Below are 16,136 nucleotides of genomic sequence, written 5' to 3' on the forward strand. Positions count from 1 at the left end.
CTTTTACAGTCCCTCTTCTTTGAAACATATCTTACTGAAACAGATCTAACAGGCGGCTGCACCGTCGGCGGCGCAGCCAGTTTCGCTTCGGCCAGCGCGCAGCACCCGGAGCGTACTCATGTACGTGAGGATGCGAGCACTGCCCGAGGCGGAAATGGCAAGTGAGCCAGGTGCCCAACAGAATGAATACCCCTACTTACCCACAGGTAGATCCCAGGGTGATCACAGGGTACAATGCCCGCCTTTACGACTCAGGGATCCCCTCATGGCCGACATTACCTTAATCAGTGGCAGCACCTTAGGCAGCGCAGAATATGTTGCCGATCATCTGGCAGAGAAACTGGAAGAAGCCGGTTTTTCTACCGAGACGCTGCACGGCCCGGAGCTGGAAGAGCTAAAGATGGAGGGGATCTGGCTGCTGGTGGCTTCTACCCACGGCGCAGGAGAACTGCCGGATAACATCCTGCCGCTGTTTGACGCTATAAAAGAACAGCAGCCGGACCTCAGCCAGCTGCGCTACGGTGCGGTGGGTATTGGCAACCGCGAATATGACCTGTTCTGCGGTGCGATCGATCTGTTTGACGATCTGCTGATCTCACTGGGCGCATCACGTATTGGTGACGTCTTTAAGATCGACGTGCTGCAGCATGAGATTCCGGAAGATCCGGCCGGTGAATGGGTTGAAAGCTGGAAAGCGCTGATCTGAGCACCAGGATCTGCCCGCGATCGGTGGGTGGATCCTCAGAAAACGTGCCTTTTCGATCGTGAGTTTTGTAAATATTGTCCTTTTTTGTCCATTTTCGCACCGCTTATCTGTGGATAACATAACGAATTACCCGGTGAAAACCGGTGGTTATCCCAATAACAACCCAGGTGCTTTCCTGAGCCTGTGCATAAGTACCTATTTTGATCCCAGCTTATACGCGAAAGGATCACCGATCATTCACAGCTAACGATCGTCTCTAATCGGTTGATCGTTATCGGCTAATCAGGCTTATCCACAGAGATCGACGATCCTAATAGAAAGATCTAACAAAGAGATCTTTAAATAAAAAAGATCTTCTTTTTAATACCCAGGGATCCCGACGCTTTCACCGTCCGCTAAAGTTGAGTAGAATCCACGCCCCGGACAACGATCCCCCTTCATTCGCACAAACCGCGAGGTGCAGTACCATGTTTTATCCAGATCCTTTTGACGTCATCGTAATCGGTGGTGGTCATGCGGGGACAGAAGCCGCGATGGCCGCTGCCCGGATGGGTCAGCAAACCCTGTTATTAACCCACAACATCGACACGCTGGGGCAGATGTCCTGCAACCCGGCGATCGGCGGCATCGGGAAAGGACATCTGGTTAAAGAAGTGGACGCACTGGGTGGCCTGATGGCACACGCCATTGACCAGGCCGGCATCCAGTTTAGGATACTAAACGCCAGCAAAGGGCCTGCCGTCAGGGCGACCCGTGCGCAGGCCGACCGCGTGCTCTATCGTCAGGCGGTACGCACCGCGCTGGAGAATCAGCCGAACCTGATGATCTTCCAGCAGGCGGTTGAGGATCTGATCGTCGAAAACGATCGGGTGGTCGGTGCCGTGACCCAGATGGGCCTGAAGTTCCGCGCCAGGTCAGTGGTACTCACCGTAGGCACCTTCCTCGACGGTAAAATTCATATCGGCATGGATAACTACAGCGGTGGCCGTGCCGGCGATCCGCCGTCGATTTCCCTGTCTCAGCGTCTGCGTGAGCTGCCGCTGCGCGTGGGCCGCCTGAAAACCGGTACGCCGCCGCGCATCGATGCGCGTACCATCGACTTCAGCGTGCTGGCCCCGCAGCACGGCGACACGCCGCTGCCGGTGTTCTCGTTTATGGGCGACGTCAGCCAGCATCCGCGTCAGGTGCCGTGCTGGATCACCTACACCAACGAAAAAACCCATGAGGTGATCCGCAACAACCTCGATCGCAGCCCGATGTACGCCGGGGTGATCGAAGGGATCGGTCCACGCTACTGCCCGTCGATCGAAGACAAGGTGATGCGTTTTGCCGATAAAAACGCCCATCAGATCTTCCTTGAGCCGGAAGGACTGACCAGCAACGAAATTTACCCGAACGGCATCTCCACCAGCCTGCCGTTTGACGTACAGATGCAGATCGTCCGCTCAATGCAGGGGATGGAAAACGCCAAAATTATCCGTCCTGGCTACGCGATTGAGTACGATTACTTCGACCCGCGCGACCTGAAGCCGACGCTGGAAAGCAAATATATTCAGGGTCTGTTCTTTGCCGGTCAGATTAACGGCACCACCGGCTATGAAGAAGCGGCGGCACAGGGCCTGCTGGCCGGCCTGAACGCCGGACGCTACTCGGCCGACAAAGAGGGCTGGGCGCCGCGTCGCGATCAGGCCTATCTGGGCGTGCTGGTCGACGACCTCTGCACCCTTGGTACCAAAGAGCCGTACCGTATGTTTACCTCACGCGCGGAATACCGCCTGATGCTGCGTGAAGACAACGCCGATATGCGCCTGACCGCCGCCGGCCGCGAGCTGGGCCTGGTCGACGACGCCCGCTGGGCACGCTTTAACCAGAAGCTGGAGCGCATCGAGCTGGAGCGTCAGCGCCTGCGTGACATCTGGGTACACCCGAAAACCGAATCGGTGACCGAGATCAACGGCGCACTCAGCGCACCGCTGACCAAAGAGGCCAGCGGCGAAGATCTGCTGCGTCGTCCGGAGATGACCTACCGCCTGCTGACGGGCCTCAGCGCCTACGCGCCGGCGCTGGATGATGCTGAAGCGGCCGATCAGGTTGAGATCCAGGTGAAGTACGAAGGCTACATCGCCCGCCAGCAGGAGGAGATCGACCGCCAGCTGCGCAACGAGAACACCCTGCTGCCGGTCGACCTCGACTACCGCCAGGTAAGCGGCCTCTCCAACGAAGTGATCGCCAAACTCAACGATCACAAACCGGGATCGATTGGCCAGGCTGGCCGCATCTCCGGGATCACCCCGGCGGCGATTTCGATCCTGCTGATTTATCTCAAAAAGCAGGGCTTACTGCGCAAAAGCGCGTAACCTGCTCTCAGGCCGGGGCAACCCGGCCTTTCGACGGAAGCGAACCCACGTGATTAATAAACTCTCTGCTCTGCTGCGCAAAGCCGGTATTGAACTCTCCGAACAGCAGAAACAGCAGCTGGTCGGCTATGTTGAACTGCTGCACAAATGGAACAAAGCCTACAACCTGACCTCGGTGCGTGACCCGGAGCAGATGCTGGTGCGCCATATCCTCGACAGCGTGGTGGTGGAACCCCACCTGACCGGCCAGCGTTTTATCGACGTCGGCACCGGCCCGGGCCTGCCCGGCGTTCCGCTGGCGATCGTACGCCCGGACAGCCACTTCACCCTGCTGGACAGCCTGGGGAAACGCATTCGCTTCCTTAAGCAGGTACAGCACGAGCTGAAGCTGGACAACATTACGCCGGTGCAGAGCCGCGTTGAGGCATTTCCGGCCGAGCCGCCGTTTGACGGGGTGATCAGCCGGGCTTTCGCCTCGCTGCACGATATGCTCAGCTGGTGCCACCACCTGCCGGGGCCGCAGGGGCGTTTTTATGCGCTGAAAGGCGTGGTGCCGCAGGACGAACTGGACAGCCTGCCGGCCGGTTTCAGCCTGGAAAAGGTGGCACAACTGCAGGTGCCTGAGCTGGAAGGTGAGCGGCATCTGCTGGTGCTGACCCGCAAACCCTGACCCGCGTCGGGCCCGACAAAATCGTGCTGATTGCGCGGCCCGATCATCAAAGCGGTCAGCAACCTGCACGTTGACCGCTTTTTTTCCTCTGAACGGTCTTAATCTTCCTTAACCGGCCGACGTAAAAGCGCCGATGGCGGGTATCCGTTGAAAAGTGCGATCTTTTATCCGCGTGTGCAGAAGAGGGCAGGGGGCAGACAGAAGCGAGATTCAGGATGAAAATGTGAGAAAGAGGTGGACGCAGCAGCCGCGTTGACATTAAATCTGCCGACAGACACGATCTGCAAGCCTTGGTTACATTTAACGGCTGATTCACAATTCATTATCATGAGTGTCACTTTTTTCAGCCATTTTACCCGAGACATTAGTCACGCATGAAAATATGAGCGCGTAATAAGTTGGCGTGAGTAATAGCATTGGCGGTGTTAAATATTTGCTACGGATGTCAATGAAAGGTTTTTATCAAGATAACCAACCGTTTTTAAATTTAATAAGTCTATCTTGTTGAATTTAATGAAAATATTAACACTGTTTAAACTAAAAACTGACAAATACCAGAATAATTATCCGCAATAACATTACTGAATTGTGATCTTACGCACGCTTTATGAGCAAATAGCACCTTGAATTACATGCAAAGGGTCGGCCAGGACGGAAGTTGCCGCTTTGCAAAAATAGCGAACTCGAAAGAAATTTAAATAATTGTTCACCTTTTCTCGACTTATCCATTGAAATCACAGGTGCGCACCGTATAATTTGCACGTTTTTTGCTGCTTGACTCGCGCGAGCGCGGGCAGCGTGATACGACACGCGACATCCCCTCGGGGCAGGAGAGTTTCAGCGTCATGTCAGTGTCCCTTTACAGAGTGAAATTTGCCCGAACCGTGCTGATGTTGCAGCTGGGGACCCTGGTCTTGATCGGAGCGCTGTTTGCCCTGAAAGAGTTGACCTGGGGCTTATCCGCCTTAGCGGGTGGCGTGGCGGCCTGGCTGCCGAACGTGTTGTTTATGATTTTTGCCTGGCGCCACCAGGCGGGACACGAAGTCACGGGAAGGCTGGCCTGGACGTTCGCTCTGGGTGAAGCGTTGAAGGTGACGGTAACGATAGTGATTCTGATGGTGGCGTTAGGCGTGTTTAAGGCGGCCTTTATGCCGCTGGGACTGGCCTGGTTATCGGTGGTGATAGTACAAATCGTCGCACCGGCTGTAATTAACAACAAAGGGTAAGAGGCATCATGGCTGCAGGAGAAATCTCTACGCCGCAAGAATACATAGGTCACCATCTGACGCACCTTCAGTTGGACCTGCGTACCTTCGAGCTAGTGAAGCACGACGCTCCGGCGACGTTCTGGACTTTAAATATCGACTCCATGTTTTTCTCTGTGGTGCTGGGAGTTCTGTTCCTGGTGCTGTTCCGCAGCGTTGCGAAGTCAGTAACCAGCGGCGTGCCGGGCAAATTCCAGGCCGCTATCGAGCTGGTTGTCGGTTTTGTTGACGACAACGTGCGCGACATGTACCACGGTAAAAGCAAAGTAATCGCTCCGCTGGCCCTGACGATCTTCGTCTGGGTGTTCCTGATGAACTTCATGGACCTGCTGCCAATCGACCTGCTGCCGTACATCGGCGAGCACGTGTTTGGCCTGCCAGCGCTGCGTGTGGTGCCTTCTGCTGACGTGAACATCACGTTGTCGATGGCGCTTGGCGTATTTATTTTGATTCTGTTCTACAGCGTCAAGATGAAAGGTATTGGCGGCTTTACCAAAGAGCTGACGATGCAACCCTTCAATCACCCTGTTTTCATTCCGATCAACCTGATTCTGGAAGGTGTGAGCCTGCTGTCCAAACCAGTTTCTCTGGGTCTGCGACTGTTCGGAAACATGTATGCGGGTGAATTGATTTTTATCCTGATTGCCGGTCTGTTGCCGTGGTGGTCACAGTGGGTTCTGAATGTGCCATGGGCCATTTTCCACATCCTGATCATTTCGCTACAGGCTTTCATTTTCATGGTCTTAACGATTGTCTATCTGTCGATGGCATCTGAAGAACATTGATTTTTTTCTCAACACTACTGCGTTTTAACTGAAACAAACTGGAGACTGTCATGGAAAACCTGAATATGGATCTGCTGTACATGGCTGCCGCTGTGATGATGGGCCTGGCGGCAATCGGTGCTGCAATCGGTATCGGCATCCTCGGAGGCAAATTCCTGGAAGGCGCCGCGCGCCAACCGGATCTGATTCCTCTGCTGCGCACGCAGTTCTTTGTTGTAATGGGTCTGGTGGATGCAATCCCAATGATCGCCGTTGGTCTGGGTCTGTACGTGATGTTTGCTGTCGCGTAATGAACCGATTGTTCATCACGCAGTGCAAGCTGGGTGATGAACGGCTTCTGCCGCGGTCTGAGACGGCGGCAGAAAAAGTTAACTTAACAAGAGGCATTGTGCTGTGAACATTAACGCAACAATCCTCGGCCAGGCTATCGCGTTCATCCTGTTTGTAGCGTTCTGCATGAAGTACGTATGGCCGCCGATTATGGCCGCCATTGAAAAGCGCCAGAAAGAAGTTGCTGATGGCCTTGCTTCCGCTGAACGTGCCAAGAAAGATCTGGATCTCGCGCAGGCTAATGCGACCGATCAGCTGAAAAAAGCGAAAGAGGAAGCCCAGGTGATTATTGAGCAGGCGAACAAACGCCGCGCTCAGATCCTGGACGACGCTAAAGCAGAGGCTGAGCAGGAACGTAGCAAGATCGTCACTCAGGCGCAGGCAGAAATTGATGCCGAACGCAAACGTGCACGTGAAGAGCTGCGTAAGCAGGTCGCGATGCTGGCAATCGCCGGCGCCGAGAAAATCATTGAACGTTCCGTGGATGAAGCTGCTAACAGCGACATCGTTGATAAACTGGTCGCTGAACTGTAAGGGAGGGGCTGATGTCTGAATTTACTACCGTAGCTCGCCCCTACGCTAAAGCCGCTTTTGACTTTGCGGTTGAGCATCAAAGCGTCGATGGCTGGCAGCAGATGCTGGCATTTGCCGCCGAAGTGGCTGGCAATGAACAGGTAACAGAACTTCTTTCCGGCGCACTGGCGCCGGAAGCGTTGTCTGGTGCCTTCATCGCCATCTGTGGTGACCAACTCGACGAAGCCGGTCAGAACCTGATTAAGGTGATGGCTGAAAACAAACGTTTGCCAGCACTTGCCGATGTACTGGAGCAGTTCATCCAACTGCGTGCCGCACATGATGCGACCGCCGACGTTGAGGTGATTTCCTCCACTGCATTAAGTGACGAGCAGCTGACCAAAATCAGCGCTGCGATGGAAAAACGTCTGTCACGCAAAGTTAAGCTGAATTGCAAAATTGATAAGTCTGTAATGGCAGGCGTAATCATCCGTGCGGGTGATATGGTCATTGATGGCAGCGTACGCGGCCGTCTTGAGCGCCTTACCGACGTCTTGCAGTCTTAAGGGGACTGGAGCATATGCAACTGAATTCCACCGAAATCAGCGAACTGATCAAGCAGCGCATTGCTCAGTTCAATGTAGTGAGCGAAGCTCACAACGAAGGTACAATCGTTTCTGTAAGTGACGGTATCATTCGCGTTAACGGCCTGGCCGACGTGATGCAGGGTGAGATGATCGCCCTGCCTGGTAACCGTTATGCCATCGCACTGAACCTGGAGCGCGACTCCGTAGGTGCAGTTGTGATGGGTCCATACGCTGACCTCGCCGAAGGCATGAAGGTTAAGTGTACTGGCCGTATCCTGGAAGTACCGGTTGGCCGTGGCCTGCTGGGTCGCGTAGTGAACACCCTGGGTGCTCCTATTGACGGTAAAGGCGCTATCGACAACGACGGCTTCTCGCCGATCGAAGTGATTGCACCGGGCGTTATCGACCGTCAGTCCGTTGACCAGCCTGTACAGACCGGCTACAAATCTGTTGATGCGATGATTCCAATCGGCCGTGGCCAGCGTGAGCTGATCATCGGTGACCGTCAGACCGGTAAAACCGCGATGGCGATCGATGCAATCATCAACCAGCGTGATTCCGGCATCAAATGTGTGTACGTGGCTATCGGCCAGAAAGCGTCTACCATCGCTAACGTGGTACGTAAACTGGAAGAGCACAACGCGCTGGCTAACACCATCGTTGTGGTTGCAACCGCATCTGAGTCTGCTGCGCTGCAGTACCTGGCACCGTATGCCGGTTGTGCGATGGGTGAATACTTCCGTGACCGCGGTGAAGACGCGCTGATCGTATACGATGACCTGTCTAAACAGGCCGTTGCTTATCGTCAGGTTTCTCTGCTGCTGCGCCGTCCACCGGGTCGTGAAGCCTTCCCTGGCGACGTGTTCTACCTCCACTCCCGTCTGCTGGAGCGTGCTTCCCGCGTGAGCGCCGACTACGTCGAGCGTTTCACCAACGGTGAAGTGAAAGGTAAAACCGGCTCCCTGACCGCGCTGCCAATCATCGAAACCCAGGCGGGTGACGTTTCTGCGTTCGTTCCGACCAACGTAATCTCGATTACCGATGGTCAGATCTTCCTGGAAACCAACCTGTTTAACTCCGGTATTCGTCCGGCGGTTAACCCGGGTATCTCGGTATCTCGTGTAGGTGGTGCTGCTCAGACCAAGATCATCAAGAAACTGTCCGGTGGTATCCGTACCGCGCTGGCACAGTATCGTGAACTGGCGGCGTTCTCGCAGTTCGCCTCCGATCTGGATGAAGCAACCCGCAAACAGCTGAGCCACGGTCAGAAAGTGACCGAGCTGCTGAAACAGAAACAGTATGCGCCGATGTCCGTAGCGCAGCAGGGTCTGGTGCTGTTTGCTGCCGAGCGTGGCTTCCTGAATGACGTCGAACTGGCGAAAATCGGTAGCTTCGAAGCGGCCCTGCTGGCTTATGCGGATCGCGATCACGCTGAGCTGATGGCTGATATCAACCAGTCTGGTAACTATAACGGCGAAATCGAAGAGAAGCTGAAAGGCCTCCTCGAAACGTTTAAAGCAACCCAGTCCTGGTAATGTCTGGCGGCTTGTCCCTTACGGGGCAGGCCGCAAGGCTTTGAGGAGAAGCTAATGGCCGGCGCAAAAGAGATACGTAGTAAGATCGGCAGCGTGCAAAACACGCAGAAGATCACCAAAGCGATGGAAATGGTCGCCGCCTCCAAAATGCGTAAATCGCAAGAACGCATGGCGGCCAGCCGTCCTTATGCAGAGACCATGCGCAAAGTGATTGGTCACATTGCGTTAGGTAATCTGGAATATAAACACCCATACCTGGAAGATCGTGACGTTAAACGCGTCGGCTATCTGGTCGTATCTACCGACCGCGGGCTGTGTGGTGGTTTGAACATTAACCTGTTCAAACGCGTGCTGACGGATATGAAATCCTGGTCTGATAAAGGCGTCGAAAGTGATATGGCGATTATCGGTTCCAAAGGGATGTCATTCTTCGGCTCTGTCGGTGGCAATGTGGTTGCACAGGTCAACGGTCTGGGTGATAAACCTGCCCTCTCCGACCTGATCGGCCCGGTCAAAGTGATGCTGCAGGCATACGATGAAGGCCGTATCGACAAGCTGTTTATCGTCAGCAACAAATTTATCAACACCATGTCTCAGTCTCCACAGATCGCCCAGCTGCTGCCGTTACCGCCAGCAGATGACGCGGAAGGCGTTGTGAAGAAGAGTACCTGGGACTATCTGTATGAACCGGATCCGAAAGCGCTGCTGGACACGTTACTGCGCCGCTACGTCGAGTCTCAGGTTTACCAGGGTGTTGTAGAAAACCTGGCCAGCGAGCAGGCCGCGCGAATGGTGGCGATGAAAGCCGCAACCGATAACGGCGGAAACCTGATCAAAGAGCTGCAGTTGGTATACAACAAGGCTCGTCAGGCCAGCATCACCCAGGAACTTACCGAGATCGTCTCGGGGGCCTCCGCGGTTTAACCAGGTTTAATGAATTAGGTAGAGGATTCAAGATGGCTACTGGAAAGATTGTCCAGGTAATCGGCGCCGTAGTTGACGTCGAATTCCCTCAGGACGCAGTACCACAAGTGTACAGCGCCCTTGAGGTTAAAAATGGTGATGCTCGTCTGGTGCTGGAAGTTCAGCAGCAGCTGGGTGGCGGCGTGGTTCGTACCATCGCCATGGGTTCTTCTGACGGCCTGAAGCGTGGCCTGGAAGCAGTTGACCTTGAGCACCCGATCGAAGTACCTGTAGGTACCGCAACACTTGGCCGTATCATGAACGTGCTGGGTGAGCCAATCGATATGAAAGGCGACATCGGCGAAGAAGAGCGCTGGGCGATTCACCGTTCAGCACCTTCTTACGAAGATCAGTCTAACTCGCAGGAACTGCTGGAAACCGGCATCAAGGTTATCGACCTGATGTGTCCGTTTGCCAAAGGCGGTAAAGTTGGCCTGTTCGGCGGCGCGGGTGTAGGTAAAACCGTAAACATGATGGAGCTGATCCGTAACATCGCGGCTGAGCACTCAGGTTTCTCGGTATTTGCCGGCGTGGGCGAGCGTACCCGTGAAGGTAACGACTTCTACCACGAGATGACTGACTCCAACGTTATCGACAAAGTGTCCCTGGTCTATGGCCAGATGAACGAGCCACCAGGTAACCGTCTGCGCGTAGCGCTGACCGGTCTGACCATGGCGGAGAAGTTCCGTGACGAAGGTCGTGACGTACTGCTGTTCATCGATAACATCTACCGTTACACCCTGGCCGGTACTGAAGTATCAGCCCTGCTGGGTCGTATGCCTTCTGCGGTAGGTTACCAGCCAACGCTGGCGGAAGAGATGGGCGTTCTGCAGGAACGTATCACCTCAACCAAAACCGGTTCTATCACCTCCGTACAGGCCGTTTACGTCCCTGCGGATGACCTGACTGACCCGTCTCCAGCCACCACCTTCGCACACTTAGATGCGACCGTGGTACTGAGCCGTCAGATCGCGTCTCTGGGTATCTACCCGGCGGTTGACCCACTGGATTCTACCAGCCGTCAGCTGGATCCACTGGTTGTTGGTCAGGAACACTATGACACCGCGCGTGGCGTTCAGTCACTGCTGCAGCGTTATCAGGAACTGAAAGACATCATCGCCATCCTGGGTATGGACGAACTGTCAGAAGAAGACAAACTGGTGGTAGCACGCTCGCGTAAGATGCAGCGTTTCCTGTCCCAGCCGTTCTTCGTGGCAGAAGTATTCACCGGTTCTCCGGGTAAATACGTGTCGCTGAAAGATACCATCCGTGGCTTTAAAGGCATCATGGAAGGCGAGTTCGACCATCTGCCAGAGCAGGCTTTCTACATGGTCGGTTCGATCGACGAAGCCGTGGAAAAAGCGAAAAAACTGTAATCATCTCCCCTGACGGGTGCGGACGGCGCAGGCCGCCCGCGCTCAGAGGGTGATGGTTTACCGGGAGGTTAACTATGGCTATGACGTTTCACCTGGACGTGGTCAGCGCGGAGCAACAGATGTTCTCCGGGCTGGTACAGAGCATCCAGGTTTCAGGCAGCGAAGGTGAGCTGGGTATTCGCCCTAACCACGCCCCGCTCCTGACTGCCATTAAGCCTGGTATGGTTCGCATCGTTAAGCAGCACGGCGACGAAGAGGTGATTTACCTCTCCGGCGGCGTGCTGGAAGTGCAGCCTGGCGCGGTTACCGTGCTGGCTGACACCGCGATCCGCGGCAGCGATCTTGATGAAGCCCGTGCGCTGGAAGCTAAGCGCAAAGCCGAAGAGCATATGAACAGCTCACACGGCGACGTGGACTTCGCAATGGCATCCGCAGAGCTGGCGAAAGCCATTGCTAAACTGCGCGTCATTGAGCTGACCAAAAAAGCGATGTAACTCAGGTTTAAGCGCTAAATGCCGGACAGGAAACTGCCCGGCATTTTTTTTGCCCGATCCCCCCCCTTCCGCCTGTCTGAAAGCTAATTTCGACCCGAGAAAAATGTAGTATTCTTAACGGTAAACCGTTTTACTTTCCTCTCTTCAACCCCAATCAGGATGTTTATGTCTGCAAAGCCGATGAGCGTGGTGATCCTTGCTGCTGGTAAAGGAACCCGTATGTACTCTGACCTGCCAAAAGTACTGCACAAGCTGGCCGGGAAGCCGATGGTTCAACACGTGATCGATGCTGCCCGCGCGCTGGACGCACGCCGCATTAACCTGGTGTACGGCCACGGCGGCGAGCTGCTGCAGAGCACGCTGAACGACGACACGCTGAACTGGGTGCTGCAGGCGGAACAGCTGGGCACCGGCCACGCGATGCAGCAGGCGGCACCGCACTTTGCCGATGACGAAGACATCCTGATGCTGTACGGCGACGTGCCGCTAATCTCGGTAGAGACGCTGACGCGCCTGCAGCAGGCGAAACCTGAAGGTGGCATTGGTCTGCTGACCGTGGTGCTGGATAACCCGACCGGCTACGGCCGTATCATCCGTGAAAACGGCAGCGTCACCGGTATTATCGAGCAGAAAGACGCCGCGCCGGCGCAGCTGCTGATTAACGAGATCAACACCGGCATTCTGCTGGCCAACGGCGCGGATCTGAAGCGCTGGCTCGGCAGGTTGACCAACAACAACGCGCAGGGCGAATACTACATTACCGACATTATCGCTCTTGCCCATCAGGAGGGCCGCCGCATCGAGGCTGTCCACCCTGCACGCACCACGGAGACCGACGGCGTCAATAACCGCCTGCAGCTGGCAACGCTGGAGCGGGTGTATCAGGCTGAGCAGGCAGAAAAACTGCTGCTGGCAGGCGTGATGCTGCAGGATCCGGCGCGTTTTGACCTCCGGGGTGAGCTGGTACACGGCCGCGACGTTCTGATCGACGTTAACGTGATCATCGAGGGCAAGGTAACGCTCGGCGATCGCGTGCAGATTGGCGCGGGCTGTGTGATTAAAAACAGCGTGATTGCCGATGACAGCGTGATAAGTCCTTACTCGGTGATTGAAGACGCCGGGCTGGCCGCGGGCTGCACCGTCGGGCCGTTTGCCCGCCTGCGCCCCGGCAGCGAGCTGGCGGAAGGTGCCCACGTCGGCAACTTTGTTGAGATGAAAAAAGCCCGCCTCGGCAAGGGCTCGAAGGCCGGCCACCTCAGCTACCTCGGCGACGCCGAGATCGGTGCCAACGTGAATATCGGTGCCGGCACCATCACCTGCAACTACGACGGCGTCAATAAATCGAAAACCGTCATCGGCGATGATGTATTTGTCGGCTCGGATACCCAGCTGATCGCGCCGGTCAACGTGGCGGCAGGCGTGACCATCGCCGCCGGCACCACCATCATGCGCGACGTGCCGGCGGCCGGGCTGGTCTATAACCGTAAAGAGCAGCAGCTCAACGCCAGCTGGCAGCGCCCGGTTAAGAAAAAATAAATTCTCACGCGCCGGCATGAACCGGTGCGGAAAAGGCAGTAAACATAAAAATAATCCCCACTCTCTACAAGGCTCGGGGAACCGGTAAAAACCGGATAATCAGGTCAGAAGACAACGCGAGCGGCGCTGAAACGCCGCTTAGTCAGGAAAATAACTTATGTGTGGAATTGTTGGTGCTGTAGCGCAGCGTGATATTGCTGAAATCCTGCTTGAAGGGCTGCGTCGTCTGGAATACCGCGGCTATGACTCCGCCGGTCTGGTGGTGGTGAATGCCGAAGGCCAGGCCACGCGCCTGCGTCGTCTGGGTAAAGTACAGGAGCTGGCCGGGGCGGCGGAACAGACTCCGCTGCACGGCGGAACCGGGATTGCGCACACGCGCTGGGCTACCCACGGCGAGCCGTCGGAAGCGAATGCCCACCCGCATATCTCAGATCACATCTACGTGGTGCACAACGGCATTATTGAGAACCACGAGCCGCTGCGCGAGCAGCTGATCGCCCGCGGTTACCGTTTTGCCTCGGAGACCGACACCGAAGTGGTGGCGCACCTGGTGCACTGGGAGCAGCAGCAGGGCGGCACGCTGCATGAGATCGTGCTGCGGGTGATCCCACAGCTGCGCGGTGCCTACGGCATGGTGATCATGGACAGCCGCGACCCGTCAACGCTGGTGGCCGCCCGTTCCGGCAGCCCGCTGGTGATCGGCCGCGGCGTCGGCGAGAACTTTATCGCCTCTGACCAGCTGGCGCTGCTGCCGGTGACCCGCCGCTTTATCTACCTTGAAGAGGGTGACGTGGCGGAAATTACCCGCCGCGAGGTGAAGGTGGTCGATCGTCACGGCAACGCGGTGAAGCGCGCGGAGATTGAATCCCACGCTACCTACGACGCCGGTGACAAGGGCGAATACCGTCACTACATGCAGAAAGAGATCTACGAACAGCCGGTAGCGATTAAAAACACCCTCAGCGGGCGTTTCAGCCACGGCGAAGTCGATCTCTCCGAGCTGGGACCGCAGGCGGAAGCCCTGCTGGCGCAGGTCGAGCATATCCAGATCGTCGCCTGCGGCACCTCCTACAACTCCGGTATGGTTTCGCGCTACTGGTTCGAATCGCTGGCGGGCGTGCCCTGTGACGTGGAGATCGCGTCCGAGTTCCGCTACCGCAAGTCGGCGGTGCGTAAGAACAGCCTGCTGATCACCCTGTCGCAGTCCGGCGAAACCGCCGACACGCTGGCGGCGCTGCGCCTGTCAAAAGAGCTGGGCTACCTCGGCTCGCTGGCTGTCTGTAACGTGGCCGGCTCGTCGCTGGTGCGCGAGTCAGACCTGGCGCTGATGACCAAAGCCGGCACCGAAATCGGCGTGGCCTCCACCAAGGCGTTCACCACCCAGCTCACCGTGCTGCTGATGCTGGTGGCGAAGGTCGGCCGCCTGAAAGGGATGGACCCGCAGGTTGAGCACGATATTGTGCACGGTCTGCAGGCGCTGCCGAGCCGCATTGAGCAGATGCTGTCGCAGGACGAGCTGATCGCCTCGCTGGCGGAAGACTTCTCCGACAAGCATCACGCGCTGTTCCTCGGCCGCGGCGATCAGTACCCGATCGCCATGGAAGGGGCGCTGAAGCTGAAAGAGATCTCCTACATTCACGCGGAAGCCTACGCGGCGGGCGAGCTGAAGCACGGCCCGCTGGCGCTGATCGATGCCGATATGCCGGTGATTGTGGTGGCACCGAACAACGAACTGCTGGAGAAGCTGAAGTCGAACATCGAAGAGGTGCGCGCGCGCGGCGGCCTGCTGTACGTGTTTGCCGACGTGGACGCCGGCTTTGCCAACAGTGAAGGCATGCGCATTATCCCGCTGCCGCACGTCGAAGAGGTGATTGCACCGATCTTCTACACCGTGCCGCTGCAGCTGCTCTCCTACCACGTGGCGCTGATCAAAGGCACCGACGTCGATCAGCCGCGTAACCTGGCGAAATCGGTGACCGTGGAGTAATCCGCACCCTTATCGGTTGACGCTGATAAAATCCGGCCCGCTCGTCAGGCCGGATTTTTTATGCCCGCAAATCAGCGCGCCGCTGCGCCGCGTTGTGGGGTAATGGCAGAGAGCACATCACAGATATCCTGGCTGAACTGCGGGGAGCGCTGCATCTTCTCCGTCCACTGCGTGTTGGCCACCTGCTGCTGCTGCGAAATCTGCTGGCTGGCGCGGAACAGGCTGTCGAAGAACGGCACAAGCATCGCACCGCCGGGCAGCGCCGACTGTTTAAACACCGGGCTGCCGTCGGTATAGGTCAGCTGCCGCAGCCCGGCCGGGACATCTACCGGGGCAAAGTAGCGCTGCGCGTAGCGATGCCAGAAAATCGCCGCGTCATAGCTGGCGTTAGCGTAGTCTGGGCAGTTCAGCGAGGGTGCGACTGCGGCCATCCCTTTGCTGCTGTCCCTGTACGGCATCTCCAGCCAGCGGGCCATCCCTTCCAGATACCAGCGCTGCTTGAATACGCCGTAACCGTACTGGTAGAGGTGGAACAGCTCGTGGGCCGGGGTGACGTTGCGCAGCGGGTTGACCGAGGTATCGACGATCAGCTTAAGGGCGCACGGCAGAGTGGTGCCGTCAGCCATCCTCTCCCGCGACACCTTATCAAAAGCCGCGCCCTTGCCGCGATCCTTGCGCAGCACGTAGATATTGATCTGCCCGGCATTCGCGAACACCTTCTGCCGCAGCGGCGAGCGCAGCCCCAGCGCGCCGGAGTAGAAGCGCTGCGCCGCCTGCAGCTGTATCGCCATATTCTCAATGCTGTCCGGGGTGCCGTTGCCGTTGCTGTCCCCGGTATGGCGCAGGCGATCGTTACCCTGCAGGCTGTAGAACAGGTGAAAATCACCCGCCACGTACTCTTTTTCCAGCAGCCGATCCTGGATCACTGACCCGCTCAGACAGCGCTCGGTTTTCAGGATTTCCCGCGCGTGGGCGCCGCTGGCGACGGATAAAAGGATAAAGGTGGCGATGCGTAATCTGGCCATAGGACTC

At 56.7% G+C, this 16,136-nt stretch carries 15 protein-coding genes; 14 read left to right on the plus strand and 1 reads right to left on the minus strand.

The window, feature by feature from the left end:
• The first annotated feature begins 265 nt into the window (after positions 1-265).
• The 14 genes from mioC to glmS all read left to right on the plus strand — a co-directional run bounded on the left by mioC (position 266) and on the right by glmS (position 15,104).
• A complete protein-coding gene (mioC, locus tag GKQ23_RS23520; RefSeq protein ID WP_056241125.1) occupies positions 266-706 on the plus strand; it encodes an FMN-binding protein MioC in 441 nt (146 codons plus the stop codon).
• Between the two features lie 467 nt (positions 707-1,173).
• Positions 1,174-3,063, plus strand: a complete 1,890-nt coding sequence (gene mnmG, locus GKQ23_RS23525) for a tRNA uridine-5-carboxymethylaminomethyl(34) synthesis enzyme MnmG (protein WP_056241123.1) — start codon at positions 1,174-1,176, stop codon at positions 3,061-3,063.
• A 49-nt stretch (positions 3,064-3,112) separates the two neighbouring features.
• On the plus strand, positions 3,113-3,733 hold the full coding sequence (gene rsmG / locus GKQ23_RS23530; protein WP_101505547.1) for a 16S rRNA (guanine(527)-N(7))-methyltransferase RsmG: 621 nt from the start codon (positions 3,113-3,115) through the stop codon (positions 3,731-3,733).
• Between the two features lie 845 nt (positions 3,734-4,578).
• Entirely contained in the window at positions 4,579-4,959 is a 381-nt protein-coding gene (gene atpI / locus GKQ23_RS23535) for a F0F1 ATP synthase subunit I (protein ID WP_056241117.1), read from the plus strand.
• An 8-nt stretch (positions 4,960-4,967) separates the two neighbouring features.
• Entirely contained in the window at positions 4,968-5,783 is an 816-nt protein-coding gene (gene atpB / locus GKQ23_RS23540; protein ID WP_056241112.1) for a F0F1 ATP synthase subunit A, read from the plus strand.
• A gap of 50 nt (positions 5,784-5,833) precedes the next feature.
• Positions 5,834-6,073 (plus strand): F0F1 ATP synthase subunit C, encoded by a 240-nt coding sequence (gene atpE, locus GKQ23_RS23545; RefSeq protein ID WP_003849523.1) that lies wholly within the window; start codon positions 5,834-5,836, stop codon positions 6,071-6,073.
• Between the two features lie 103 nt (positions 6,074-6,176).
• Entirely contained in the window at positions 6,177-6,647 is a 471-nt protein-coding gene (atpF, locus tag GKQ23_RS23550) for a F0F1 ATP synthase subunit B (protein ID WP_056241107.1), read from the plus strand.
• A gap of 11 nt (positions 6,648-6,658) precedes the next feature.
• Positions 6,659-7,192 (plus strand): F0F1 ATP synthase subunit delta, encoded by a 534-nt coding sequence (atpH, locus tag GKQ23_RS23555; protein ID WP_056241105.1) that lies wholly within the window; start codon positions 6,659-6,661, stop codon positions 7,190-7,192.
• A gap of 14 nt (positions 7,193-7,206) precedes the next feature.
• Positions 7,207-8,748 (plus strand): F0F1 ATP synthase subunit alpha, encoded by a 1,542-nt coding sequence (gene atpA / locus GKQ23_RS23560; protein WP_048917945.1) that lies wholly within the window; start codon positions 7,207-7,209, stop codon positions 8,746-8,748.
• A 54-nt stretch (positions 8,749-8,802) separates the two neighbouring features.
• Positions 8,803-9,672 carry a F0F1 ATP synthase subunit gamma gene (gene atpG / locus GKQ23_RS23565; RefSeq protein WP_056241103.1) on the plus strand — a complete coding sequence of 290 codons (870 nt, stop codon included), beginning with the start codon at positions 8,803-8,805 and terminating at the stop codon, positions 9,670-9,672.
• Positions 9,673-9,704: 32 nt separating this feature from the next.
• Positions 9,705-11,087 carry a F0F1 ATP synthase subunit beta gene (gene atpD, locus GKQ23_RS23570; RefSeq protein WP_056241101.1) on the plus strand — a complete coding sequence of 461 codons (1,383 nt, stop codon included), beginning with the start codon at positions 9,705-9,707 and terminating at the stop codon, positions 11,085-11,087.
• Positions 11,088-11,161: 74 nt separating this feature from the next.
• Entirely contained in the window at positions 11,162-11,581 is a 420-nt protein-coding gene (locus GKQ23_RS23575; protein WP_056241099.1) for a F0F1 ATP synthase subunit epsilon, read from the plus strand.
• 165 nt (positions 11,582-11,746) lie between these two features.
• Positions 11,747-13,117: a bifunctional UDP-N-acetylglucosamine diphosphorylase/glucosamine-1-phosphate N-acetyltransferase GlmU gene (glmU, locus tag GKQ23_RS23580; RefSeq protein ID WP_101505546.1), complete on the plus strand. Its 1,371-nt coding sequence runs from the start codon at positions 11,747-11,749 to the stop codon at positions 13,115-13,117.
• Positions 13,118-13,274: 157 nt separating this feature from the next.
• Positions 13,275-15,104: a glutamine--fructose-6-phosphate transaminase (isomerizing) gene (glmS, locus tag GKQ23_RS23585; RefSeq protein WP_056241094.1), complete on the plus strand. Its 1,830-nt coding sequence runs from the start codon at positions 13,275-13,277 to the stop codon at positions 15,102-15,104.
• Positions 15,105-15,175: 71 nt separating this feature from the next.
• On the opposite strand, the gene GKQ23_RS23590 is transcribed toward glmS, so the two are convergent.
• Positions 15,176-16,129, minus strand: coding sequence for a peptidase (locus GKQ23_RS23590; RefSeq protein ID WP_212409553.1), 954 nt, complete (start codon positions 16,127-16,129; stop codon positions 15,176-15,178).
• Positions 16,130-16,136 lie beyond the last annotated feature (7 nt).

Origin of the sequence: Erwinia sp. E602, assembly GCF_018141005.1 — a bacterium.
Classification (GTDB): domain Bacteria; phylum Pseudomonadota; class Gammaproteobacteria; order Enterobacterales; family Enterobacteriaceae; genus Erwinia.

What these genes read in the sequence shown, in the direction of transcription:
- mioC (WP_056241125.1), top strand. Translation starts at nt 266, where the DNA reads ATGGCCGACATTACCTTAATCAGTGGCAGCACCTTAGGCAGCGCAGAA.
- mnmG (WP_056241123.1), top strand. Translation starts at nt 1,174, where the DNA reads ATGTTTTATCCAGATCCTTTTGACGTCATCGTAATCGGTGGTGGTCAT.
- atpI (WP_056241117.1), top strand. Translation starts at nt 4,579, where the DNA reads ATGTCAGTGTCCCTTTACAGAGTGAAATTTGCCCGAACCGTGCTGATG.
- atpB (WP_056241112.1), top strand. Translation starts at nt 4,968, where the DNA reads ATGGCTGCAGGAGAAATCTCTACGCCGCAAGAATACATAGGTCACCAT.
- atpE (WP_003849523.1), top strand. Translation starts at nt 5,834, where the DNA reads ATGGAAAACCTGAATATGGATCTGCTGTACATGGCTGCCGCTGTGATG.
- atpH (WP_056241105.1), top strand. Translation starts at nt 6,659, where the DNA reads ATGTCTGAATTTACTACCGTAGCTCGCCCCTACGCTAAAGCCGCTTTT.
- atpA (WP_048917945.1), top strand. Translation starts at nt 7,207, where the DNA reads ATGCAACTGAATTCCACCGAAATCAGCGAACTGATCAAGCAGCGCATT.
- atpG (WP_056241103.1), top strand. Translation starts at nt 8,803, where the DNA reads ATGGCCGGCGCAAAAGAGATACGTAGTAAGATCGGCAGCGTGCAAAAC.
- atpD (WP_056241101.1), top strand. Translation starts at nt 9,705, where the DNA reads ATGGCTACTGGAAAGATTGTCCAGGTAATCGGCGCCGTAGTTGACGTC.
- GKQ23_RS23575 (WP_056241099.1), top strand. Translation starts at nt 11,162, where the DNA reads ATGGCTATGACGTTTCACCTGGACGTGGTCAGCGCGGAGCAACAGATG.
- glmU (WP_101505546.1), top strand. Translation starts at nt 11,747, where the DNA reads ATGTCTGCAAAGCCGATGAGCGTGGTGATCCTTGCTGCTGGTAAAGGA.
- glmS (WP_056241094.1), top strand. Translation starts at nt 13,275, where the DNA reads ATGTGTGGAATTGTTGGTGCTGTAGCGCAGCGTGATATTGCTGAAATC.
- GKQ23_RS23590 (WP_212409553.1), bottom strand. Translation starts at nt 16,129, where the DNA reads ATGGCCAGATTACGCATCGCCACCTTTATCCTTTTATCCGTCGCCAGC.